The organism is Gemmobacter sp. 24YEA27 (assembly GCF_030052995.1).
GTDB lineage: Bacteria > Pseudomonadota > Alphaproteobacteria > Rhodobacterales > Rhodobacteraceae > Pseudogemmobacter.
In genome coordinates, this window is record NZ_JASJPW010000001.1 from 1,995,000 (window position 1) to 2,017,941 (window position 22,942).

General features: G+C 63.8%; 17 protein-coding genes and 2 pseudogenes. 14 read left to right on the plus strand and 5 right to left on the minus strand.

Translation table 11 applies throughout. The annotated features are described in order from the left end of the window. The first annotated feature begins 46 nt into the window (after positions 1-46). The 4 genes from QNO18_RS09890 (at position 47) to der (ending at position 7,255) form a co-directional block, all read left to right on the plus strand. Positions 47-3,454, plus strand: coding sequence for a caspase family protein (locus QNO18_RS09890; protein WP_283177531.1), 3,408 nt, complete (start codon positions 47-49; stop codon positions 3,452-3,454). Between the two features lie 156 nt (positions 3,455-3,610). After that, complete coding sequence (locus QNO18_RS09895) at positions 3,611-4,321, plus strand: hypothetical protein (RefSeq protein ID WP_283177532.1); 711 nt, start codon at positions 3,611-3,613, stop codon at positions 4,319-4,321. An 83-nt stretch (positions 4,322-4,404) separates the two neighbouring features. Then, positions 4,405-5,733 (plus strand): PQQ-binding-like beta-propeller repeat protein, encoded by a 1,329-nt coding sequence (locus tag QNO18_RS09900; RefSeq protein ID WP_283178776.1) that lies wholly within the window; start codon positions 4,405-4,407, stop codon positions 5,731-5,733. A gap of 43 nt (positions 5,734-5,776) precedes the next feature. Beyond that, the gene (gene der, locus QNO18_RS09905; RefSeq protein WP_283177533.1) at positions 5,777-7,255 is read left to right on the plus strand and encodes a ribosome biogenesis GTPase Der; all 1,479 of its coding nucleotides are present in this window, start codon (positions 5,777-5,779) and stop codon (positions 7,253-7,255) included. Between the two features lie 139 nt (positions 7,256-7,394). On the opposite strand, the gene serS is transcribed toward der, so the two are convergent. Beyond that, positions 7,395-8,687, minus strand: a complete 1,293-nt coding sequence (serS, locus tag QNO18_RS09910; RefSeq protein WP_283177534.1) for a serine--tRNA ligase — start codon at positions 8,685-8,687, stop codon at positions 7,395-7,397. A 384-nt stretch (positions 8,688-9,071) separates the two neighbouring features. On the opposite strand from serS, the gene yajC reads away from it, so the two are divergent. From yajC to QNO18_RS09955, 9 genes and pseudogenes are all read left to right on the plus strand, one after another. Continuing rightward, positions 9,072-9,398 carry a preprotein translocase subunit YajC gene (gene yajC / locus QNO18_RS09915; protein WP_092896554.1) on the plus strand — a complete coding sequence of 109 codons (327 nt, stop codon included), beginning with the start codon at positions 9,072-9,074 and terminating at the stop codon, positions 9,396-9,398. Between the two features lie 92 nt (positions 9,399-9,490). Further along, complete coding sequence (gene secD / locus QNO18_RS09920) at positions 9,491-11,158, plus strand: protein translocase subunit SecD (RefSeq protein ID WP_283177535.1); 1,668 nt, start codon at positions 9,491-9,493, stop codon at positions 11,156-11,158. A gap of 15 nt (positions 11,159-11,173) precedes the next feature. Continuing rightward, positions 11,174-12,148, plus strand: a complete 975-nt coding sequence (gene secF / locus QNO18_RS09925; RefSeq protein ID WP_283177536.1) for a protein translocase subunit SecF — start codon at positions 11,174-11,176, stop codon at positions 12,146-12,148. A gap of 24 nt (positions 12,149-12,172) precedes the next feature. Further along, entirely contained in the window at positions 12,173-12,529 is a 357-nt protein-coding gene (locus QNO18_RS09930) for an Mth938-like domain-containing protein (protein ID WP_198836465.1), read from the plus strand. 82 nt (positions 12,530-12,611) lie between these two features. Then, positions 12,612-13,262: a heme ABC exporter ATP-binding protein CcmA gene (gene ccmA / locus QNO18_RS09935; RefSeq protein WP_283177537.1), complete on the plus strand. Its 651-nt coding sequence runs from the start codon at positions 12,612-12,614 to the stop codon at positions 13,260-13,262. Next, positions 13,259-13,914 (plus strand): annotated as a pseudogene (ccmB, locus tag QNO18_RS09940) (heme exporter protein CcmB). Before ccmA ends, ccmB begins: the two are co-directional and overlap by 4 nt. A gap of 63 nt (positions 13,915-13,977) precedes the next feature. Next, entirely contained in the window at positions 13,978-14,709 is a 732-nt protein-coding gene (locus QNO18_RS09945; RefSeq protein ID WP_283177538.1) for a heme ABC transporter permease, read from the plus strand. 168 nt (positions 14,710-14,877) lie between these two features. After that, positions 14,878-15,405 (plus strand): DsbE family thiol:disulfide interchange protein, encoded by a 528-nt coding sequence (locus QNO18_RS09950; protein ID WP_283177539.1) that lies wholly within the window; start codon positions 14,878-14,880, stop codon positions 15,403-15,405. Continuing rightward, the gene (locus QNO18_RS09955) at positions 15,402-15,842 is read left to right on the plus strand and encodes a hypothetical protein (protein ID WP_283177540.1); all 441 of its coding nucleotides are present in this window, start codon (positions 15,402-15,404) and stop codon (positions 15,840-15,842) included. Before QNO18_RS09950 ends, QNO18_RS09955 begins: the two co-directional genes overlap by 4 nt. 112 nt (positions 15,843-15,954) lie before the next feature. Here QNO18_RS09955 and QNO18_RS09960 read toward each other — a convergent pair whose 3' ends face one another. Both QNO18_RS09960 and acnA read right to left on the minus strand, forming a co-directional pair. Beyond that, positions 15,955-16,197, minus strand: coding sequence for a hypothetical protein (locus QNO18_RS09960; RefSeq protein ID WP_283177541.1), 243 nt, complete (start codon positions 16,195-16,197; stop codon positions 15,955-15,957). 148 nt (positions 16,198-16,345) lie between these two features. After that, positions 16,346-19,110, minus strand: a pseudogene (acnA, locus tag QNO18_RS09965) (aconitate hydratase AcnA). 358 nt (positions 19,111-19,468) lie between these two features. On the opposite strand from acnA, the gene QNO18_RS09970 reads away from it, so the two are divergent. Further along, a complete protein-coding gene (locus QNO18_RS09970; protein WP_283177542.1) occupies positions 19,469-20,233 on the plus strand; it encodes a DUF1223 domain-containing protein in 765 nt (254 codons plus the stop codon). 185 nt (positions 20,234-20,418) lie between these two features. On the opposite strand, the gene QNO18_RS09975 is transcribed toward QNO18_RS09970, so the two are convergent. Both QNO18_RS09975 and QNO18_RS09980 read right to left on the minus strand, forming a co-directional pair. Further along, positions 20,419-21,327: a lysophospholipid acyltransferase family protein gene (locus QNO18_RS09975; protein WP_283177543.1), complete on the minus strand. Its 909-nt coding sequence runs from the start codon at positions 21,325-21,327 to the stop codon at positions 20,419-20,421. Positions 21,328-21,352: 25 nt separating this feature from the next. After that, the gene (locus tag QNO18_RS09980) at positions 21,353-22,219 is read right to left on the minus strand and encodes a DMT family transporter (RefSeq protein ID WP_283177544.1); all 867 of its coding nucleotides are present in this window, start codon (positions 22,217-22,219) and stop codon (positions 21,353-21,355) included. Positions 22,220-22,942 lie beyond the last annotated feature (723 nt).

Here is a 22,942-nt window from a genome sequence, read left to right on the forward strand (position 1 = left end):
CCGGCGCGTGGCGGGGTGAGACTGGCGGGAGTTCCGGATCACCCAGATGCTGCGCCGCTTTCTCTTTGTTCTCCTTCTGATATTCGGCCTCGCGGCGCCGGCTCTGGCCGAACGGCGTGTGGCGCTTGTGCTTGCCGCGCAGGACTATCGCCATCTGCGCCCGCTTTCGAATCCGGTGAATGATGCCCGTGCGATTGAGGATATGCTCAAGGGGCTCGGGTTTGAGGTCTGGACCGAGACGGACCGCGATCTGAGGCGGATGCGCCGGGCGCTGGAGGATTTTCGCGCGGATGGTGCGGGCGCCGATCTCGCGCTGGTCTTTTATGCCGGGCATGGCGTGGCGATTGACGGGGTGAATTACCTGCTGCCGGTCGATGCCGAGGCGAAAAGCGCGGCCGGGCTCGCGGCCACATCCCTGCCTTTGTCCGAGGTGCAGGAGACGCTCGCGGCGATCTCGCCCAATGCAGTCTTTCTGCTTGATGCCTGTCGCGATGATCCTTTTGCCGGCAATGGTGCCTCGGATCCGGACGGGCGCGGCGCGGTGGCTCTGGCGGATGACAGCGGTGATGCGCCAAAGACCGTGCCTGGGCTCGGGCGCATCGGGCGGGCCGATGGGGCGCTGATCGCTTTCGCCGCCGCCCCGGGCGAGACCGCCGCTGATGGCAATGGCAAGAATTCGCCTTTCACCGAGGCGCTTTTGCGTCATTTCGGCCGCGAAGGCACCGAGCTGCGGCTTTCTCTGACCCTCGTGCAGCAGGATGTCTATGACCGCTCGCGCGGGCGCCAGATGCCCTATATCGAAAGCGGCCTGCCGCGCCTTGTCTATCTCTCGGGCGAGGGAGACCTTCCGGAACGCGAGCTGCTTCTGGTCGCGATGGAGAAATACACCCCCGACCTGCGCGGTGAGGTTGAGGCGGTGGCGGCACAAAATGACATGCCGCTGGCGCCGCTTTACCGTGCGGTGGTGACGGGGGATCTGGAAAAGCTTTCAGCCGGGGAGCGCCGGATCAAGCTGGAAGAGGCCGCCCGGTCTTATACGGCTTTTGAATCCGATTTGCTCCGGCTGGCCTCCGATGATCCGCGGGTCTCGGAGCTCAGGACGAAGGCCGAGGAGCAATTCGCGCTTGGGGCCTCGGAGGCAGGCCGGGTGCTGATGGCCGAAGCGGCGGCGATTGATGCGAAATCGGAAAGCTCGATCCGCGACAATCTCGTGGCACGCACCCTGTCGCAGGCGGCGACCCATGTGCTGAATGCCAATGCGGCGCGGGCCAGCCTGCGCTATGATCTGGCGATCGGCGATCTCACCCATGCGACCGAGCTTTACAACCGGGTCCGCGCCGATCTGCCCGACCGTGATGCGAAAGAGGCCTATGCGCTGGCCCTCAGCGATCTTGCCTGGCTCTATCTGGTTGCGGGCAACAGCTCGTCCGCGCTGAGCATCACGCTCAGCCAGGTGGATTATCTTGACAGCCTGACCCGCGCCGAGCCGGATGATATCGGCTGGCGCCGCCAGTTGATGTGGGCGCTGAAAGGATCGGGCGAGATCAAGGCGCAGCAGGGCTTCCTTGCCGAGGCCGATGCCGACTATGCCCGTGCCGATGACCTGACCGCCGCGCTGATAGCCGCCTGGCCCGAGGACCAGGATCTGCGTCGCGAGCGCGAGGTGATCCTGAACAGCCGTGGCTCGATCCGGCTGACCTTGTCGGATTTCCAGGGCGCGCTTGCCGCGCATCAGGCGGCGCTGGAGATTGCGCTGGCGCTGTATGATCTGTCGCCAGACAGCGTGACCCATGCGCGCGATGTCTCGTTCACGCAGGAAAAGCTCGGCGATGTCTGGTCGGCGCTTGGCGATTATGAACGTGCACGCGCGGCCTATGACATCGCGCTCGGGATCAGCCAGGACCTCGTCAACAGACATCCCGGCATCGCGGGCTACCAGCTTGATCTGGCGGTTGGTTATGAGCGGCTGGGCGAGATGCTGATGGGCGAGCAGCAATATGATTCGGCGCTGGCCGTGCTGATGGAGGCGCAAAAGATCCGCGACGAACAGCAGGCGAAGGATCCGGGCAATGTCGTGCATAAGCGCGACAGCGCCGTCACCCTGTCGCGGATCGGTGATGTGCTGCTGGCGATGGGTGACACCGGCTCTGCGCTGATGAACTGGCAGCATGCGCTCGGGCTCCGGCGTGAACTGGTCGATCTTGACCCGCAAAACGCGATCTGGCTGCGCGATCTGTCGATTTCCTATGAGCGGATCGGCGGCCTCTATCTGGGCGAGGGCGCGCTTGACGAGGCGCTTGAGGCGGCGAATGAGGCGCTGATCCTGCGGCAGGCGGTGGTCGATATCGACCCGCAAAACCTGCCGCCGCAACGCGATCTGACGATCTCGCTGGAGCGGCTGGCGCGGATTTATGGCGAACTGGGCGACGCGACCACCGCGCGCGAGTTTTACACGCGCTCGCTCGAGATCCGTCGCTGGCTGGCCGCGACCGCGCCGACGGTGCAACTCTATCAGCTGGATGTCGCTTTTACCCTCGTCTCGATGGGCGAGGCGCTCTGGCGCAGTAATGAGCCGGCGGCGGCGCTGCCGCTGCTGGATGAAAGCCGCGAGATCCGCGAGGCGGTGCGGGCGGCGGCGCCCGCAGACCGGCCCGAGGATGTCTCGCTTTTGCGCGAGCTGAGCATTGGCCTGAACATCCAGGTCCAGGTTCTGCTGGCTTTGCAGGATATTCCCCGCGCAATCGATCTTGCCCGCCAGTCGGTTGAACGGATGGACCGCGTGGCTGTGCTGCGCCCGAATGACCCCAATTTGCTTCTGGACCGGATGTTCGCCGCCAACCGGCTGGCAGGCGCGCTGGAAGCCTCGGGTGATCTCACGGCGGCGCTTGCGGCGTATCGCGAGGCGGCGGGCTATGCATTCGCGGCGTCCTCGGCTGATCCCTGGAATGTGATCGCGGCCCAGGATTACGCCACAGCGCTGGAAAATGCGGGCCGGGTGCTGATGGCACAGGAGAATTTCACCGCCGCAAAACAGGATTACGAGGCGGCGGTGGCGCTGCGGAAATGGATCGCGGGGCAAAAGCCGGCCTCTCTTGTCGATCAGCGTGCGCTGGCCTATGCGCTGCGCTTTTTGTCAGACGCGAACTACTTCCTCGCGGAGCTCGAAGCCGGGCGCGGCAATGAGGAAGAGGCGCTGGCGATCCTGCGCTGGCTTGCCGGGGTCGAACCGGAAAACCCTTATAATGTGACCGATCTGGCGCAGAGCCTGTATCGCGCGAGTTTCTACTACCGCGATGGGTCGGTCTATCTCACCGAGTCGGTGGCGCTTTTGAACGGGCTCGAAACCGCGGGGCGGCTGCCGGAGGGGCCGTTCCGCGACTGGATCAAGATCTATGGCGAGAGGCTTGCGGCCTTGCGGGCAGGGACGGGGGCGGATGCCGCGCCGGTGCCCTGACCCGGGAGGGGAAGGCGCGGGCGGCGGAGGCCGGCCCCTGGCACAGGTCATGGGGGCGGATAGGGGCCTAAAGGGGCGCGCGGGACTTGGCAAGATTGCCGGAATCCCTGTAAGACGTGGCGGAACAAGGACTGATGGCAGGAAGGCCTGGGGCAAGTGAGCGACACCAACAGTTTCATTGACGAAGTCACCGATGAACTTCGCCGCGAAAAGCTGACACGGGCTTTCCGCCGCTGGGGCTGGGTCGGCGGCGTCCTGATCCTGGTGATCGTGGCCGGTTCGGGCTGGCAGCAATGGTCACAGGCCCGGGATGCGGCGCGGGCCGAGCTTTTTGGTGATGCGCTTCTCGAGGCACTGGATACCGGCTCGCCCGAAGCGCGGCGCGAGGCGCTGGCGGCGATTCCCGCGACCGGCTCCCAGGCGGTGATCCGCGATATGATCGAAGCCTCAGATCCGCAGGAAGACAGGCTGGCCACGCTGGCGGCGCTCGACAAGGTGATCGCCGATCAGACCCTTGACCCGGCCTGGCGTGATCTTGCGATTCTGCGGCGGGTGATTGTCGCAGGCGCGGATCAGCCCGCAGCCGAGCGTCGTGCGGCGCTTGAGACCATTGCGGTGCCTGGCCGGCCCTACCGGTTGCTGGCGTCCGAACAGCTGGCCTGGCTGCTGATCGAAGAGGGCAATGCCACGGCGGCGATTGCGGCGCTGAACAGCCTCTCGACCGATCAGGAGGCCAGCGCGGCCTTGCGCGGCAGGGCAGAGCAGATCGTCACCGTGCTGGGTGGCAAGCCGGCCGAAGTGGTGAGCGATGTAGCACCGTCTGACGCTGCGGCAGCGTCCGGCGCAGCGCCATCGGGCAACGATTAAACGGCACAGACCACGTGCTGCGGGAGAGGCCAGAGCGCCGCCTGCAGAACAGAGAAACTGGAATGATGAGGCAGGGCGTGAGCATGAAACGGCGGATCGGCTGGCTGATGGGCGCGGTGGCGGGGCTGGCACTCCTTGGTGCCTGCGGAGAACGTGAACTGATCCTCTCCGGTGAGCGGGTCGATGTGCGCGATGTGCTGGCCGGCTCTTCGTCGCGCGATGCGGGGCCCGTGGCGCGTTCCGCCCCGATCAGCCTGCCCGCACAGCAAAACAATGCCGACTGGGCGCAGCGCGGCGGCAATGTCCGCCATGACGCCCCGCACGCGGCGCTGCGGGCCACGCCGCAACTGGCTTTCGCAACCTCGATCGGCGAGGGCTCTTCGCGCCGTCACCGCATTGCAGCCGCGCCGGTTGTCGCGGGGGGGCGGGTTTTCACCATCGACGCGGCCATGGTCGCCTCGGCAGTTTCCACCAGTGGCGCGCTGTTGTGGCAGGCCAATCTGACGCCCGCAACCGACCGCGGTGGCCGTGTGTCTGGCGGCGGTCTCGCGGCGGATGGCGGACGGCTCTATGCCTCGACCGCATATGGCGAAGTCATCGCCATGGATGCGGCCACGGGCCAGATGCTCTGGCGGCAGCGCGTCGACAGCCCGATCCAGGGCGCACCTGCGGTGGCGGATGGCGTGGTCTATGTTGCAGGGCGTGACGGTTCGGCCTGGGCGATCAATGCCGCTGACGGCAAGGTGCAATGGCAGGTGATCGGCACGCCGGGCGCTGCGGGTTATATGGGCTCGGCCGCGCCAACGGTTGCGGATCGCGCGGTGATCTTCCCGTCGGGCGCCGGTGACCTGCTGGCGGTGATGAAGATCGGCGGCGGCTCGAAAATCTGGCAGAAATCCATCGCAGGGCGCCGCCCGGGCATCGCCTATGGCGAGGCGCAGGACGTGACCGGTGACGCGGCACTTGTGGGCGGCACACTTTACACCGGCACCGCAGCCGGTCGCACGGTTGCGATGGATGTCAGCTCGGGCGAGCGGATCTGGGAGACCGAAGAAGGCGCGCTCGGGCCCCTGGCGATGGGCGGCGGTTCGGTCTTTATCGTCTCAGACGAGGCGCGGCTGGCGCGGCTTGACGCCGCGACCGGGGACGTGATCTGGGCGGTGGCATTGCCCTATTTCACCGCCGAGAAAGTGAAAAAGCACAAGGCGATCACCGCCCATTACGGTCCGGTTCTGGCCGGTGGCCGGATCTGGGTGGCCTCGTCGGATGGCGTGTTGCGCGGCTTCTCGCCGGTCGATGGCGCGCTTGTCGCGACTGTCGAGATCCCCGGCGGTGCGGCCACACAGCCGGCGGTCGCGGGCGGCACGCTGTACGTGGTCTCGAACAGCGGTCAACTTCTGGCTTTCCGCTGAGGCGATTGCCGTGTAACAGGGCGAGCTTCAGGAGAACCGTGTCATGAGCTTCACCCTCGCCATTGTTGGCCGCCCGAATGTGGGCAAATCCACGCTGTTCAACCGGCTGGTGGGCCGCAAGCTTGCGCTGGTCGACGACCAGCCGGGCGTCACGCGCGATCTGCGCGAGGGCGATGCAAAGCTGTTTGATCTGCGCTTTACCGTGATCGATACGGCGGGGCTTGAGGAGGTCACCGATGACAGCCTTCAGGGCCGGATGCGCCGCCTGACCGAACGCGCGGTCGAGATGGCCGATGTCTGCCTTTTCGTGATTGACGGACGGGCAGGGGTCACGGCGACTGATGAAACCTTTGCCGAGATTCTCCGGAAGAAAAATGCCCGCGTGATCCTTGGCGTCAACAAGGCCGAGGGCAAGGCCGGCGATTCCGGCGCGCTGGAAGCCTATTCGCTGGGCCTTGGCGAGCCGGTCCGCATGTCCGCCGAACATGGCGAGGGCATGGATGATCTCTATCACATCCTGCGCCCCTTTGAGGCCGAATTCGCGGAACGCGAGGCCGAGATCACGCCGCAAACCGATCTCGACCTGCCCGAAGACAGCGAGCTCGACAGCGATGACGAAGGCGCCGATGAGAGCTGGCGGCCCTCGGCGGCGAAACCGCTGCAGATCGCGGTGATCGGGCGCCCGAATGCGGGCAAGTCGACGCTGGTGAACAAGATCCTTGGCGAGGACCGGATGCTGACCGGCCCCGAGGCCGGGATCACCCGCGATGCGATCTCGATCAAGACCGACTGGCTGGGCACGCCGATCCGGATCTGGGACACGGCCGGCATGCGCAAAAAGGCGCGGGTGGTCGAAAAGCTTGAAAAGCTCTCCGTCTCGGACGGATTGCGCGCGGTGCGGTTCGCCGAGGTCGTGGTGGTGCTCCTCGACAATGAGATCCCGTTTGAAACCCAGGACCTGCGGATTGCCGACTTTGCCGAGACTGAGGGCAGGGCGGTCGTGGTGGCGATCAATAAATGGGATCTGGAGACGGAGCGCCAGGACAAGCTGGCCGAGCTGAAAGAGATGTTCGAGCGGCTGCTGCCGCAGCTGCGCGGCGCGCCTTTGGTGACGATTTCCGGCAAGACCGGGCGCGGCATGGACCGTCTTCATGACGCGATCCTGCGCGCCCATGCGGTCTGGAACCGGAGGGTGGCGACGGCGCGGCTGAACTCCTGGCTCTCGGCCATGACCGAAGCACACCCGCCGCCCGCGCCGGGCGGGCATCGGATCAAGATGCGCTATATCACCCAGGCCAAGACACGGCCGCCGGGCTTCGTGATCAAATGCTCGCGGCAGGATGAGGTGCCGGAGAGCTACAAACGCTATCTGATCAACGGGTTGCGGGATCACTTTGAGATGCCCGGCACGCCGATCCGCCTCTTCCTGCGCGGCCAGGGCGATCAGAACCCGTTCCGTGAGAAGAAATTCCACACGCCGTCGCGGCTGCGGAAACACCAGGGCAAACAGGTGAAGAAGTAGAAGAGGGGGGACAGCCCCCTCGCGGCTTTGCCGCTCACCCCCGGGAATTTTCAGACAGATGAAAATGCTCTGAGCCTGTTCATCTGTCTTTAAATATCCCCGCCGGATGCAAGGGGCTCGCGAGGGCCCCTGTTCTGTTTCAGACGAGGCCCCCATCCGCGCCGATGCGGGTTTTGCCACCGAGATAGCGGTGCAGCACCTCAGGAATCTCGACCGAGCCATCCGCCTGCTGGCCGTTTTCCAGGACCGCGATCAGGCAGCGCCCGACCGCAAGACCGGAGCCGTTGAGCGTCGCGATGAAATCGGGCTTGCCCCCTTCGGAAGGGCGGTAGCGTGCGTTCATGCGCCGCGCCTGGAACTGGCCACAGGTCGAGATCGAAGAGATTTCGCGAAACCGGTTCTGCCCGGGCAGCCAGACCTCGATATCATGGGTTTTCTGCGCGCCAAAGCCCATATCCCCGGTGCATAGCACGACGGTGCGATAGGGCAGGCCCAGCTTTTGCAAAATCGCCTCAGCCTGTGCCGTCATACGCTCATGTTCCGCCAGCGCGGTTTCCGGCGTGCAAAGCGTCACCATCTCGACCTTTTCGAACTGGTGCTGGCGCAACATGCCAGTGGTGTCCTTGCCGGCCGAGCCGGCTTCCGAACGGAAGCATTGTGTATGGGCGGTCATGCGGCTCGGCAACGCGGCCTCGTCGATAATCTCGCCGGCGGCCGAGTTGGTGAGCGTGACCTCCGAGGTCGGAATCAGCCACCAGCCATTGGTGGTCTCATAGCTGTCTTCGGCGAATTTCGGCAGCTGGTTGGTGCCGAACATCGCGTCCGATTTCACCAGAACCGGGGTCCACATTTCAGTCAGCCCATGGTCGTCAACATGCGTGTCGATCATGAACTGCGCCAGCGCCCGGTGCAGGCGGATGACTGCGCCTTTCAGCACCACAAAGCGCGCGCCGGAGAGCTTGGCGGCGGTGGCGAAATCCATGCCCGGTTTCACGCCGGCGATCTCGAAATGTTCGACCGGAGTGAAATCGAAGGTTTTCGGCGTGCCCCAGCGACGGATCTCGACATTGTCAGTCTCGTCGGCGCCGTCGGGCACTTCGGCGAGCGGCAGGTTCGGGATCGTGGCCAACCGGTCGCGCAGCGCTTTGTCTTCGGCCTCCGCTTCCGAGGTCAGGAGGGCAATCTCGGCCTTTTTCTCGGCCACCAAAGCGCGCAGCCGTTCGAATTCGGCATCATCGCCACGCGCTTTCGCCGCGCCTACCTCTTTCGAGGCCCGGTTCTGGTCTGCCTGAGCGGTCTCAGCCGCGAGGATCTTCGCGCGGCGGGCCTCATCCAGCGCCAGCAATGCAGGCGAAAGAGCGGCCAACCCGCGACGGGAGAGCGCCGCATCAAAAGCGGCAGGGTTTTCGCGGATCATGCGGATATCATGCATGGAACTGGCCTCGCTGGCTTGCAGGAATTGCGGTGCTGTTTATGGCAGATGCCTGCGGGCGGGGAAAGAGGGCGACGAGCGCGCCCCTGGCTGCGGGCGGATGCCTCCGGCGGGGATATTTAGAGACAGATGAAATCCGCGCTGGTTATTCATCTGTCCATAAATATCCCGGGGGGTGAGCGGCTTTGCCGCGAGGGGGCGAGCAGCCCCCTTCTGCTGCCAGACAGGGCTGCCATCACGCCTGTGCCTGTCATGGTGCGGTTCCTCTGGCGCAAGCGGCAAAAACCGCTTACATGGGCCGGTGATCGGGGAGGCGGGGCGCGCGCCGGATGGTGCGACCTGCCTTCTCACTGCCAACCGACAGATGCCGGAGACATAGCCACAATGTTCGTGACCCCCGCTTTCGCCCAGGCCGCCGCGCCCGGAGCAGGTTCCGCCCTCGCTTCCTTTGTTCCGCTGATCCTTATCTTCGGCATCATGTATTTCCTGATGATCCGCCCGCAGCAAAAGAAGATGAAAGAGCATCGCGCCATGGTCGAAGCGCTGCGCCGGGGCGACCAGGTGGTCACCCAGGGCGGGATCGTTGGCAAGGTGGTCAAAGTGCAGGAAGACGGCATGGTCGAGGTCGAGATCGCTGAAGGCGTCAAGGTCAAAGTGGTCCGTCAGACCATCACCCAGGTGCTGAACCGCACCGAAGCCGCGGCGTCCTGAGACCCCGCGTAACCCCGGGCTTTCCCCGGGGCCGCACCTGATGCCGGTCCGCCTCCCGGTCCGGTATATGATATGTGATTTCTGAGGCTGACATGACGCCGACCGAGACCTGGAAAAGAGTTCTGATCCTGCTGGTATGTGCCTGGGGGATCATCGCTGCGCTGCCCAATGCGTTTTACGACCGTGTGGAGCGGCATAATGATGCGGCTGCCGATATCGCGAAGGCCGATGGTGTGGCCACAGTGGAAGAGGCGGCGGATCTGGCGCTCTGGCCGAACTGGGCCCCTTCGGCGCTGATGCCGCTGGGGCTTGATCTCAGGGGCGGCGCGCATCTTCTGGCGCAGGTCCAGGTCGAGGATGTCTACAAGGCGCGGATCGACGGGCTCTGGCCCGAAGCGCGCGATGCGCTGCGCGATGTGCGCGATGATGTCGGGGCAGTACGCCGCGCGCCCTCGCCGGAAGACACGCTGCGCATTACCATCTCGCGCCCCGAGAACATGGCCAAAGCCATGGCCGCGCTGCAAAAGCTCGCCTCGCCGGTGATGACGCTGACCGGCTCGCAGGCCTCGGATATCACCATCACCTCGCAGGGCGCGGATATCGTGATCCAGTTGACCGCGAGCGAAAAGACCGCGACCGATGACCGCACGATGCAGCAAAGCCTCGAAATCATCCGCAACCGCGTCGACCAGGCCGGGACCCGCGAGCCGACCATTCTGCGCCAGGGCTCTGACCGGATCCTGATCCAGGTGCCGGGCATCGGCTCGGCCGCCGAGCTGAAATCGCTGATCGGAACCACCGCGAAACTGACCTTCAACGCCGTGGTTGGCAGCACCTCGGATGCCGGTGCCAATCCGGGGCCGCGCAATATGCTCTTGCCGTCGAAAGACCAGCCCGGCCTTTACTATATCGTCGAGGAAACGCCGGTCGTCTCGGGCGAGAACCTTGTCGACAGCCGCCCGGCCCAGGATGAGATGCAGCGCCCGGCGGTGAGCTTTCGCTTTGACACGGCAGGCGGGCGTCGCTTTGGCGATTACACCGCCAATAATATCGGCAAACCTTTTGCCATCGTGCTCGACAATCAGGTGATTTCGGCGCCGACGATCCAGTCCCATATCTCGGGCGGGGCAGGGATCATCACCGGCCGCTTCTCGGTCGAGGAAACCACCGAGCTTGCGGTTCTTCTGCGCGCCGGCGCCCTGCCGGCCAAGATGGATTTTCTGGAAGAACGCACCATCGGGCCGGAGCTCGGCGCCGATTCCATCGAGGCGGGCAAGACGGCCGCGATCATCGGCCTGGCGGCGGTGCTGATCTATGTGGTTGCCTCTTACGGGCTGTTCGGCTGGTTCGCCAATGTGGCGCTGGTGCTGAACGTGATCATTCTTGTGGCGCTTTTGTCGGCGATCGGGGCGACACTGACATTGCCCGGGATCGCGGGCATCGTGTTGACCATGGGCATGGCCATTGACCAGAACGTGCTGATCTTCGAGAGGATCCGCGACGAGTTGCGCGACGGTGCCAACCCGCAGCGCGCCTGTCAGGTCGGGTTTGAACGCGCCTTCTCGGCCATTATGGACGCAAACGTGACCGCGCTGATGACCGGTTTCATCATGTTCTGGATCGGATCGGGCCCGGTCAGGGGCTTTGCGGTGACCTTCACCCTGGGCGTGATCACTTCGATGTTCACCGCGGTCTATGTGACGCGGCTGGTGGTCGAGCTCTATATCAACAACAAACGCCCGAAAACGCTCGTGGTTTAAGGGGAGGATACGGTTATGGCATGGCGTCTTAAACTCGTCCCCGCAAAGACGAATTTCGACTTCTTCAAACATCAGTGGATCACCTTCTCGCTTTCGATCGGGATGATTGTCGCCTCGCTTATCTGCGTGGCGGTGATGGGGCTGAATTTCGGGGTCGATTTCAAAGGGGGCACCACGATCCGCACCGAATCGACCGCAGCGGTCGATGTGGCGGAATATCGCGAGGCGCTGGCCGCGCTTCAGCTGGGGGATGTCTCGATCTCGGAAGTGAAGGACCCGTCCTTCCGCGATGATCAGCATGTCGCGCAGATCCGTATCGGCGCGCGTGAAGGCGAAGAGGCGGTGACGCCCGAGGTGATCCAGGAGATCGAAGAGGCCCTGAAGGCCGTCGATCCGGCGATCACTTTCCCTTCGGTGGAATCGGTCGGGCCGAAAGTCTCGGGCGAGCTGATCTGGAAAGCGGTTGCCGCGATCCTTGCGGGCTCGGCCGCGATCCTTGTCTATATCTGGATGCGGTTCGAATGGCAGATGGCGGTCGGGCTGGTGGCGGCGCTGTTGCATGACGTGATCGTGACGGTGGGGATCTTCTCGCTGTTCCAGATCCGGTTCGACCTTTCTATCGTGGCGGCGCTGCTGACGATTCTTGGCTATTCGGTCAATGATACCGTGGTGATCTTTGACCGGCTGCGCGAGAACCTTGCGAAATACAAGGCGATGCCACTGCGTGAGATGATGAACCTCACCACCAATGAGACGCTGTCGCGGACCGTGATGACGGCGACCTCGACGCTTCTGGTGCTGATCGTGTTGCTGATCTGGGGCGGCGATGTGATCCGGGGCTTTGTCTTCGCGATGACGCTGGGTGTGGTTCTCGGAACCTGGTCGACGCTCTATATGGCAAAGAATATCGTGCTTTATCTGGGTGTTGATCGTGGTGACAAACCGAAAGCCCCGAAGAAATCGAGCGAATTCGCCGATGTCGATGCGTAAGTCAGCATTGCGGATGGGTCGGGCATGCGCCTGACCGAAATCAGCTATGCCGAGGCCCGGCCGATTGACGGCTATGGGCCCGGCTTTTTCCGGGTGAATGATCATGTGCTGCGCGGGCCTTCGCTGATCACGCCCTGGGATGCCGGCCCCTGGGGCGGGCTTGAGGATCTGGCGAGCCTGCTGGACCTGACCGGGCGGATCGATGTGCTGCTTCTGGGCATGGGCGCCGAGATCGCATGGCCGCCGCGCGCCCTGCGCGAGACGCTGGAAGCCGCCGGGATCGGCGTCGAGCCGATGTCCTCGCCGGCCGCCTGCCGCACCTATAACCTTCTGCTCTCCGAAGGCCGCAGAATTTCGGCAGCGCTTTTGCCCCTCGGCTGAGGCAGCCCGGAATTTTGGAAAATTCCGGCCCAATTCCTTCACAGGAATTGGCGCGGCGCACGAAACGGGCTAGGTCAGTGCGATGGAACTCAGGGTCGAAAATCTCGCGGTCGCCCGTGGCGGGCTTGTGGTGTTGGAGGGAATCAGTTTCACCCTGCGCCCTGGCCAGGCCCTTGCGCTGCGCGGCCCCAATGGCATCGGCAAGACCACTTTGCTGCGCACCATCGCCGGGCTGCAACCCCCTGTTTCCGGCGCGATCAGTGCCGCCACGGATGACCTCGCCTATGCCAGCCATGCCGACGGGCTGAAATCCGCGTTAACGGTGGACGCGAATATCTCCTTCTGGGCTTCGGTCTTTGGCACGGGTCAGCCGGCAGCAGGAGCCGCACTGGAGCAGCTTCAGCTGACCGCCTTGCGCCACCGCGCCGCCGGGCAACTGTCCGCCGGTCAGAAACGCCGCCTCGGCCTCGCGCGGCTTCTGGTCACCGGCCGGCCGGTCTGGCTGCTGGATGAGCCCACAGTTTCGCTTGATCAGGCTGCCGTTCTGCTTTTCGCAGCTGTCCTGCGCGCCCATCTCAAAGAGGGCGGCGCGGCGCTGATCGCCACTCATATTGATCTCGGACTTGATGAGGCGGGGGTGCTGGATCTCACCCCCTTCCGGCCAAAGCACCAGCGCGCCGTCGCGGGTGGCTTCGACGACGCGTTCGGCGAGACCATCGGAGTAACAGGATGATCGCGCTCCTGGCCCGCGACCTCTCGCTTGCCTTCCGCGCCGGGGGGGCTTTGGCCTTGGTCTCGCCTTCTTCCTGCTTGTTGTGGTGCTGCTGCCTTTGGGTGTCGGGCCGGACAGCGCCATTCTTGCCACGATCGCGCCCGGCGTCCTTTGGGTGGGGGCGCTTCTCGCCTCGCTCCTCAGCCTCGACCGTATTTTCGCGCTGGATCATGAGGATGGCAGCCTTGACCTTCTGGCCACGGCGCCCTTGCCGCTTGAAGGGGTTGTGGCGATCAAGGCGCTGGCGCATTGGCTGGTCACGGGGCTTGTGCTGACGCTGGCCTCGCCGCTGCTCGCGGTTCTGCTGAACCTGCCTGCCGCAGGATACCCCTGGCTGCTGCTCTCGCTGGCGGTCGGCACACCGGCGCTTTCGGTGATCGGGGCCTTTGGGGCCAGTCTGACCATCGGCCTCAGGCGCGGCGGGCTTTTGCTCTCGCTGCTCGTGCTGCCGCTTTACGTGCCGACGCTGGTCTTTGGCGCCGAGGTCGTGCGGCGCGGCGCGACCGGTCTGGCGCTGGCGACACCGCTTGCGCTCCTTGCCGCAATCACGGCCGGCTCGCTGGCGCTGCTGCCCTTCGCCGCAGCCGCCGCAATTCGGGTTAACTTGCGCTAAATCAGTCTATAACAGAGTCTCGCGCGCTACAAAGCACGGGTGAGGCAGAACAGACGGGCCGATATGTCGATTTGGGAATTCGCAAATCCGAGAAATTTCATGCGGCTTTCCGGGCGGATCCTGCCCTGGATCGCAGCACTTGCGGGCCTGTCTCTGGGGATCGGTCTGACCTGGGGTTTTTTCTTTACCCCTGACGACTACAAACAGGGCTCGACGGTCAAGATCCTCTTCATCCATGTGCCAGCGGCGATGATGGCGATCAATGCCTGGATCATGATGCTGGTCACCTCGCTGATCTGGGTGATCCGGCGCCACCATGTCTCGGCGCTGGCGGCGCGGGCGGCGGCCCCGGCGGGGCTTGTTTTCACGCTGATAGCCCTTGTCACCGGCGCGCTCTGGGGCCAGCCGATGTGGAACACCTGGTGGGAATGGGATCCGCGCCTGACCTCATTCCTGATCCTCTTCCTGTTTTACCTTGGCTATATCGCGCTCTGGTCGGCGATCGAAGATCCTGAAACCGCCGCTGATCTGACAGGCATTCTTTGCGTCGTTGGCTCGGTCTTTGCGGTGATGTCGCGCTATGCGGTCAAGTTCTGGAACCAGGGGTTGCATCAGGATTCGACCATCCTGAAAGTCGGCGAGAAAGACCCGCTGGATGTGGCCTATTACGTGCCCCTGGTGATCTGCCTCGTCGGATTCGTGTTGTTTTTCATACTGATCGTCCTCTTGCGGACCCGGATGCTGATCCGGGCGCGGCGGCTGATCGCGCTTGAGGCAAGGGAGAGGCTTGGATGATGCCGGATCTTGGAGACTACGCGGCAACCGTGCTGGGCGCCTGGGGGCGACGCTTCTGGCCCTGGCCGGGCTGCTTGCGCTGACGCTTGTGCAATCCCGGCGGGTGGCGCGGGCACTGGCCGGGGCAGAAACACGGCTCGCGCAGGCAAAAGCTGCGGAGGCCAAAGCATGAAGGCGCTTTATCTGGTGCCGCCCCTGGCCTTTGCCTGTCTCGCCACTGTCTTCTGGTTCGGGATGCAGCGCGACGGGCAGGGCGAGATCCCCTCGACCTTTATCGGGCGCGCGGCGCCGGTTCTGCCCGAGACATCCTTGCCCGGAACACCACTTCTGACGGCGGATGACCTCCGGAGGGGCGAGGTGACGGTGGTGAATTTCTGGGCCTCCTGGTGCCCGCCCTGCCGGGCCGAACATCCGGTTCTGAAGGCGATGGCGGCGGATGGGATCCGGGTCGCCGGCGTGAATATCATGGATAAAGAAGCCGATGCGGCCGGCTATCTTGAGAAAGACGGCAATCCGTTCTTTGCCATTGCCACCGATCCTGGTGGGCGCAACCGGGTGGAATGGGGCGTGTCCGCGCCGCCCGAGACCTTCATCATTGATGGAGATGGCACGGTTCTGTTCAAATTTACCGGTCCGCTGGTCGGCACCGATTACGAATCGCGCTTTGTCCCCGCCCTTGCTGCGGCGTTGAAATGAAGGCTTTTATCTTTGCCGCAGCGTTTCTGACCTGCGGGGCGATGGCACAGGCAGAGACGATCCGGCCAGATACCAGCTTTTTCACCGGGGTCTATGAGCGGGTCGGGCGCAGTGGTGCCGAGGCTCCGGCGCTGATCGACGATCTCGTCCGGATCGCGCCGGTTAAGGGGACCTGGGCGCTTGATGTCGTCCCCTGTGCGACCGGGGCGGACCATGATGCGCCGATACGCCTGAGCCCGTCGGGCTATGATGAAGTGCCCAATTTGGTGGTGGGGAAAGCCGGTTCCTTCGGCCTCTGGTGTCAGTATTTCACCGATCACAGCAATTACCCGATCCTCACCTGCCAGTCCGAGACAGGCGCGCGGTTCACGCTCTGGCCGATTACGGATGAGCGTGTGACCGCCTGCAAGACAGCGGCGGGACAATCGCTGCCCTGAGACAAGGCGATGCGCAGGCGAGGCCACCCTGATGCGGGGCACCATGAGGCGAGCTAACGTGACGCAGGCGTGACGCAGGACAGGCCGCGTGAGGCCCAGACCGGGCAGACCTTCAGTTCAGCAGTGACAGTGTCAGCATCCCGAACGGCATCAGCAGTTCGGCAAAGGGCAGCGCGGGCAGGGAGAGCCGCCTGGACGCCACGCATCGCGATGCGGGCGCATTCAGCCGGGCGGTTTTTGTAAGAAATGCGGCGCTTTCGGCCTGCCATATCTCGGATTGCGAGGGCAAGGGCGGGAACAGGGCGCGGGCCGGGATCCTGCGGTCACGCATGTCGAGGCGGGTGGAATGGCGCATGGAAAAGCCCTTCTGGCTGAACCCTTCCAGATTGCGCGATTCGGGTAAAAAGGAACTTAACCGGAACAAATGGGCCGGATCGCTCCGGCCCATTTGCGATGCCGCTTTGTCATCCGCCCCTATCTGGCGCCCCGATCAGACACCCCGATCAGACGCCGGCAAGATTTCGCAGCACGTAATGCAGCACGCCGCCGTTTTCGACATATTCGACCTCGATTTCGGTATCGATGCGGCAGCGGATCTCGACGGTCCGCTCGCTTCCATCTGCTCTGCGGATCGTCATGGGGACCAGGCTCAGGGGTTTCAGCCCGCCGGCGAGACCATGGATCGAGATTTCCTCGTCCCCTTCAGGTTCAACGTTTTGCGGGTGTCTCCGCCGGTGAATTCAAAGGGGATGACCCCCATGCCGACGAGGTTGGAGCGGTGGATGCGCTCGAAGCTTTCCGCGACAACCGCTTTGACCCCCAGCAGCGCCGTGCCCTTGGCCGCCCAGTCGCGCGACGACCCCGCGCCATATTCCACGCCGCCAAAAATCACCAGCGGCCGGCCCTGCGCCTGCCAGGCCATCGAGGCGTCAAAGATCGAGGTCTGCGCCCCGTCCGGCCCCAGTGTATAGCCGCCCTCGACGCCGCCCTGATCATTGGACAGCATCTCGTTTTTGATGCGGATATTGGCGAAAGTGCCGCGCATCATCACTTCATGGTTGCCGCGACGCGAGCCATAAGAGTTGAAATCGCGTGGCGCCACCTGGCGTTCCAGCAGGTATTTCCCCGCCGGAGTCGTCGGTTTGAACGAGCCCGCCGGTGAAATATGGTCGGTCGTGATCATATCGCCGAGGATCGCCAGCACCCGCGCGCCCTCGATATCCGAGATCACGCCGGGGGCACGCCCCATATTCTGGAAATAGGGCGGGTTCTGGATATAGGTCGAGGCGGGCGGCCAGTCATAGGTCTCGGCGCCGGTGACTTCGACCGCCTGCCAGCGGGTATCCCCTTTGAAAACATCGGCATATTTCGCCTGGAAAACCTCGCGCGTGACGACTTTGTCGACGATCTCACTGATTTCTTTCTGCGTGGGCCAGATGTCTTTCAGGAAGATGTTCTCGCCCCCGGGCGTCTGTCCGATCGGGTCGCGGGTCAGGTTGACGTTCAGGTCGCCGGCAATCGCATAGGCGACCACCAGCGGTGGCGAGGCGAGGAAATTTGCCCGCACATCAGGGCTGATGCGGCCCTCAAAGTTGCGGTTCCCCGACAGAACTGCCGTCGCAACCAGGTCATTGTCACTGATCGCTTTCGAGATCGCCGGATCGCCCAGCGGCCCGGAATTCCCGATACAGGTGGTGCAGCCATACCCCACGAGGTTGAAGCCGAGCGCATCCAGATCTTCCTGCAGCCCTGCGGCCTCAAGATATTCCCCCACCACCTGTGAGCCGGGCGCGAGCGAGGTCTTGACCCAGGGTTTGCGGGTCAGCCCCAAAGCGCGGGCCTTGCGCGCTACCAGCCCCGCGCCGATCATCACATAGGGGTTCGAGGTGTTGGTACAGGAGGTGATCGCCGCAATCACAACCGAGCCATCGGTAAGGGTGTAATCCTTGCCCTCGACCGGTACGACCTTGCGCACATCCTTTGGCGGCGCGGTGATCGCGCCGCCCTCATCGCCCATATCCAGCGCATCCGGGCTGACATCAATGCCGCGGTAATCTGCCACGACCTTGTAGAAGCTGCGGGCCGATTCCGTCAGCGGCAGGTAATCCTGCGGCCGTTTCGGCCCCGAGATCGCCGGGACAATGCTGCCCATGTCGAGCTCCAGCGTGCTGGTATAGATCGGATCGTAATCGCGCCCGCGCCAGAAGCCGTTTGCTTTGGCATAGGCCTCGACCAGCGCGATGCGGGCCTCGTCGCGGCCGGTATTCCTCAGATAGCGCAGCGTTTCGTCATCAATGGGGAAAAAGCCGCAGGTGGCGCCGTATTCGGGGGCCATGTTCGCGATTGTGGCGCGGTCGGCAAGCGGCAGGTGATCAAGCCCTTCGCCGTAAAACTCGACGAATTTGTTCACCACGCCATGTTTCCTCAGCATCGCCACGACCTTCAGCACCAGATCGGTCGCGGTGGTGCCTTCGACCATTTTCCCGGTCAGTCTGAAGCCAACCACTTCCGGGATCAGCATCGACACCGGCTGGCCCAGCATCGCCGCCTCGGCCTCGATCCCGCCGACGCCCCAGCCCAGCACGGCGAGGCCATTGACCATGGTGGTGTGGCTGTCGGTCCCGACGAGGGTATCCGGGTAAGCCACCAGCTCGCCATTCTGGTCTGTGTCGGTCCAGATTGTCTGGGCCAGATATTCCAGATTGACCTGGTGACAGATTCCGGTGCCGGGTGGCACGACGCGGAAATTGTTGAACGCCTTCTGCCCCCATTTGAGGAAGGTATAGCGTTCCATATTGCGTTCATATTCCAGGTCGACATTCATCTGGAACGCGCGGGGATTGCCGAATTCGTCGATCATCACCGAATGGTCGATCACCAGATCAACGGGGTTCAGCGGGTTGATCTTTTGCGCGTCACCGCCAAGCCCGATGATCCCATCCCGCATCGCGGCCAGGTCCACCACCGCCGGAACACCGGTGAAATCCTGCATCAGCACGCGGGCCGGGCGGTAGGCGATCTCGATCGGATTGCGCCCGCCCTGGGCGCCCCAGGTCGAAAACGCGCGGATGTCATCGCTGGTGACGGTTTTACCATCCTCAAAGCGCAGCATGTTCTCAAGCACCACTTTCAGCGACGCGGGCAGGCGCGAGAAATCCCCAAGCCCGGCCTCTTGCGCCGCCGGGATCGAATAATAGCTGACGGTCTGGCCGCCCGCGCTCAGGGTTTTACGGGTTTTCTGGCTGTCATGTCCGACGGTGACGGTCATGTCTTCGCTCCTTGAAAAACTGGCGTGGCATCTTGCGGCTGCGGCGGGCGAGGCGGTGCCCGGGGATCTCAGAAGTTATGTATGCAGTAGTATACCGAATTTCCAGACCCCGGAGGCCGTGGTGGCGGACGCGGCGGCAATAGGGGCAGAAGCGCCGGCGAAACTACACTGCGATTGCAGCATGGAGAGGGCGGCGAGGAAAGGGGGAAAGCGGTCCGGGGCGCGGAAGATTGCAGGCAATCGCAAAACCTTGATTGGCAGGCAGGGGGTCGGTTTCCTATACAGGGTTGAGTACAGGGACGGGCGGTGTCCGGGCAATGCTCCGATAGCCGCTGACGCCAGCCGGGAAAGACATGAGATGCGACATTTGCTCAGCGCCGCCTGCGGCCTGGTTCTGACCTGCGCGCTTGCAGGTCCGGGCACCGCCGAAGACCTGGCAGAGAAGGCGGCGCCTCTGGCCGCCGGCGCCGGCCCGGTGGTGGTCGAGCTCTTTACCTCGCAAGGCTGTGTCTCCTGCCCGCCGGCGGATGAGTTTTTCGCAAGCCTCACCAAAGACAAGCGCGTGATCGCGCTCTCGCTGCATGTCGATTACTGGGATTACATCGGCTGGGAGGACAGTTTCGGCTCGGCGGCGTTCACCGAGCGGCAAAAGGAATATGCAAGGACCATCGGATCGCGCACGATCTATACGCCGCAATTCATCATCGGCGGTGTCGAGCGCATCGAGGGCTTTGACCCGGAAGCGACGCTGAAGGCGCTGGCCGATCACGTTGCCGCCAAAAGCCCGGTGACGCTGGTGGTCACGCGAGAAGGCGACAACCTGGTGATCCGCGCCAAAGCCGACCCGCCGCTGGAGGCCCCGGCCCGGGTCGAGCTTGCGCGCTATATGCCCGAGGCCACGGTCGATATCGAGCGCGGCGAAAACGCCGGCAAAATCGTGACCTACCGCAATATCGTGACCGAATGGGAGAGCCTTGGCGACTGGGCCGGGCAGGAGCCGCTTGAGGTCAGCATCCCAATCACCGGTAGCAATCCTGCGGTGGTGTTCATTCAGGATGTCAGTGGAAAAGGGGCCAAAGCGGCAGGGCCGGGGCAGATCTTTGCGGCTGCGGTGGCCCCCTGAGACAGAATGGGCTCGGGCTGTGTCTGCCGCTTGCCGCCAGACCACGGGACAGGTGTTTCCCGGCAGCCGTGCTTCGGGTCGAAGCCGTAACGATACTGCAGGCTTCTCCATTGTCAGAAATCAGCTGAAACGGGTTGTCCCGGGGGCCGATCAGGCGCGGAAGCAGGCCGGAAACAGACCCTGGATCAGGTTTCGGCATCCGGCGAAGGCAGTCTGGCGCCGCCATGTTTCCAGCGTTTGTGGATCCAGAACCACTGGCCGGGATAGCGCCGCACCAGCGCCTCAAGGCTGTCATTCAGCGCCTGGGTCATGGTGACCGGGTCACTATGCGGGATCGGATCCTCCACGATGACCTGGAAGGACAGCCCGTCCTGCTGGCGCACCGCATAGACCGGCACACAAAGCGCATCATATTTCAGCGCGAGCTCTGCCGCCGAAAGCGCGGTCTGCGCCTCATGGCCGAAGAAACCCAGAAGCGGTGCGCGGGTCATATGCTGGTCGATCAGCATCCCGAGCATGCCGCCCTGGCGCAGGAATTTCACCATCTGCCCCAGACCCTCGCGCCCGCGTGGGAAAAGCGGTGTGCCGATGGTGGAAATCGCCCTGAGGTAATGTTCGTTGAAATAGCGGTTCGACATATTCATGTAGAGCGCGCCGACCGGAAATCCGCGTGCGATCAGGGCGGCGCGGGTGGCATCATAATTGCCGAAATGCGCGGTGACGAGGATCACGGGGCGGTTCGCGCGACGGGCTTCCTCCAGCGCGGCAACCCCTGCGCCGGTCAGTGGCAGTCCGGCGGCGCGGGCGATGAACTCCTCGCCTGAATAGATCTCGATCAGGGTGCGGCCGACATTGTCGGGCACGTCGCGGACGATCTTCTCGACCTCGGCCTTTGGCAGATCCGGCATGACGAGGGCCAGATTGCTGCGGATGCGGCGGCGGTAGCCCGCCAGCGGTGCGATCACGCCCGAGACGATCTTGCCGCAAAGGGGCACCCTGATGCGGTAGCGCAGCCGCTTCAGGGCCCAGATCAGCGCCCGGAACAGCCGGTCCTGCAGCCAGTGGCGTGGATTTGCCTCATGTTTCTCGCTCATTATGCAGCCCGTTTGCAATCCTGGATCAGCGCTTGTGCAGCCGCGTTTCCCGGTGCCAGACATAGAGACCGGCCCCCACGATCACAAGCGCGCCGGTCACCGTCCAGAAATCGGGATATTCCGAGAAGAAAAGCGCGCCCCAGAGCGTGGCGAAAACCACACCGATATAGGTGAAGGGCGCTACGGTTCCAGCCTCGGCAATCGAGAGGGAGCGGATCATCAGCACCTGGCCCAGCGTGCCGATACAGCCGACAAAGATGAACAGCGGAAGATCGGCAGCCGCGACCGGCACCCAGTTTGTGGGAAGAAAGAGGGAGAAGGCCAGCGTCCCGAAGATCCCGCCCCAGAGCATTGCGGTCCAGACCGGCTCATATTGGCCGATGCGTCGGGTCAGGAGCGAATTGGCCGCGAAAGAGACAGCTGCGGCAAGCGGCATCAGCGCCCACCAGGTGAACACGCCGCCGCCGGGGCGCACGATGATCACCGCGCCGACCAGCGCCACACAGATCGCAAGGATCCTCCTCGGCCCGAGCCTTTCTCCCAGAAACAGCGCGGCCCCGAGCGTGACAAGAACCGGGCTCGTGTCGGTGAGCGCGGTCGCTTCGGCGAGGCCGATGAAATTCAGCGAGGTGAAAAACAGCGCGGCCGTGGTGACCTGGAAAACAGCACGCAGCACATGAAGGCCGGGGTAGGAGGTGCGAGCCATGGCCAGCGTCCGCCCCCTCAGGATCAGCACCACGATCAGCACCTGACCGAGAAAACGTGCCCAGATCACCTGCGGCGCGGGATAGCGCTGCAACAGGCCCTTGGCGCTCGCATCGAGCAGGGTGAAAGCGAGGATTGCGAGGATCATCAGAAGGATGCCTCGCGCGTGGTTCTGCGCAGTTTGCATGATGCCAGCGACGCTACCTGGGTGCCGGGAAAGAGACAAGAGAGGATGGCTGGTCTGGAGCCAATGTGGATGGCTGGAATGCGGCTGGTTCAGACCAGGACCGTGACGGCCTGCCCATGCGAGCAGGGTGGGGGTGAGGAAAAAGTTTGTTTCCGCAAGTCAGCGTCAGGGGCCGGACAGTTCAGCGACACTGGTGACTGGATTGCGACGTGCGGGTCGCCTTTGGCACGGGCCGGCAGATTTTGCCCTTTTGCCTTCTGAAATCAAAGATCGGACCGGGAAGGCGAGGCGGGGGAGCAGAAAATTCCCGATGGGCCTGCGCCATCTGCACAGGGTCAGGCCGGAGATGCAGAAAATGGGGCATGGGCTGCGCTGATTTCCAGGTAACCGGGGCGGTACAATTGAGGCACCTCCGCCCGGCCGGGAGGCGTGCGCAGACCGCAGTCGCTGTCGGCCAGAAGACCCGCATGCGAATGCCCAAGGCGTGTGATGGGCACCGGAGATCGGCTGTATCTGCGCAATAAGAGGCAAGGCTGAGTGAGGTGCAGGAGGCTTGCGACGCGGCCATGCCAGCGCTGCCGGCGTGGAGAAACGCAAAGCCGGGGTCATCCGTCACGGCGGCAATGGGTCGGGGAACAGGCGAATGGGGTGAGATGTGATCCGGCGCCTCCAACAGAGGCTCTTTGCGGAAAGCATCGGGCTGTTACCGATGGGGTTTGCGCC

Coding starts and splice junctions, on each gene's coding strand:
- QNO18_RS09890 (WP_283177531.1), top strand. CDS start 47: ATGCTGCGCCGCTTTCTCTTTGTTCTCCTTCTGATATTCGGCCTCGCG.
- QNO18_RS09900 (WP_283178776.1), top strand. CDS start 4,405: ATGAAACGGCGGATCGGCTGGCTGATGGGCGCGGTGGCGGGGCTGGCA.
- der (WP_283177533.1), top strand. CDS start 5,777: ATGAGCTTCACCCTCGCCATTGTTGGCCGCCCGAATGTGGGCAAATCC.
- serS (WP_283177534.1), bottom strand. CDS start 8,687: ATGCATGATATCCGCATGATCCGCGAAAACCCTGCCGCTTTTGATGCG.
- yajC (WP_092896554.1), top strand. CDS start 9,072: ATGTTCGTGACCCCCGCTTTCGCCCAGGCCGCCGCGCCCGGAGCAGGT.
- secD (WP_283177535.1), top strand. CDS start 9,491: ATGACGCCGACCGAGACCTGGAAAAGAGTTCTGATCCTGCTGGTATGT.
- secF (WP_283177536.1), top strand. CDS start 11,174: ATGGCATGGCGTCTTAAACTCGTCCCCGCAAAGACGAATTTCGACTTC.
- QNO18_RS09930 (WP_198836465.1), top strand. CDS start 12,173: ATGCGCCTGACCGAAATCAGCTATGCCGAGGCCCGGCCGATTGACGGC.
- ccmA (WP_283177537.1), top strand. CDS start 12,612: ATGGAACTCAGGGTCGAAAATCTCGCGGTCGCCCGTGGCGGGCTTGTG.
- QNO18_RS09945 (WP_283177538.1), top strand. CDS start 13,978: ATGTCGATTTGGGAATTCGCAAATCCGAGAAATTTCATGCGGCTTTCC.
- QNO18_RS09950 (WP_283177539.1), top strand. CDS start 14,878: ATGAAGGCGCTTTATCTGGTGCCGCCCCTGGCCTTTGCCTGTCTCGCC.
- QNO18_RS09955 (WP_283177540.1), top strand. CDS start 15,402: ATGAAGGCTTTTATCTTTGCCGCAGCGTTTCTGACCTGCGGGGCGATG.
- QNO18_RS09960 (WP_283177541.1), bottom strand. CDS start 16,197: ATGCGCCATTCCACCCGCCTCGACATGCGTGACCGCAGGATCCCGGCC.
- QNO18_RS09970 (WP_283177542.1), top strand. CDS start 19,469: ATGCGACATTTGCTCAGCGCCGCCTGCGGCCTGGTTCTGACCTGCGCG.
- QNO18_RS09975 (WP_283177543.1), bottom strand. CDS start 21,327: ATGAGCGAGAAACATGAGGCAAATCCACGCCACTGGCTGCAGGACCGG.
- QNO18_RS09980 (WP_283177544.1), bottom strand. CDS start 22,219: ATGCAAACTGCGCAGAACCACGCGCGAGGCATCCTTCTGATGATCCTC.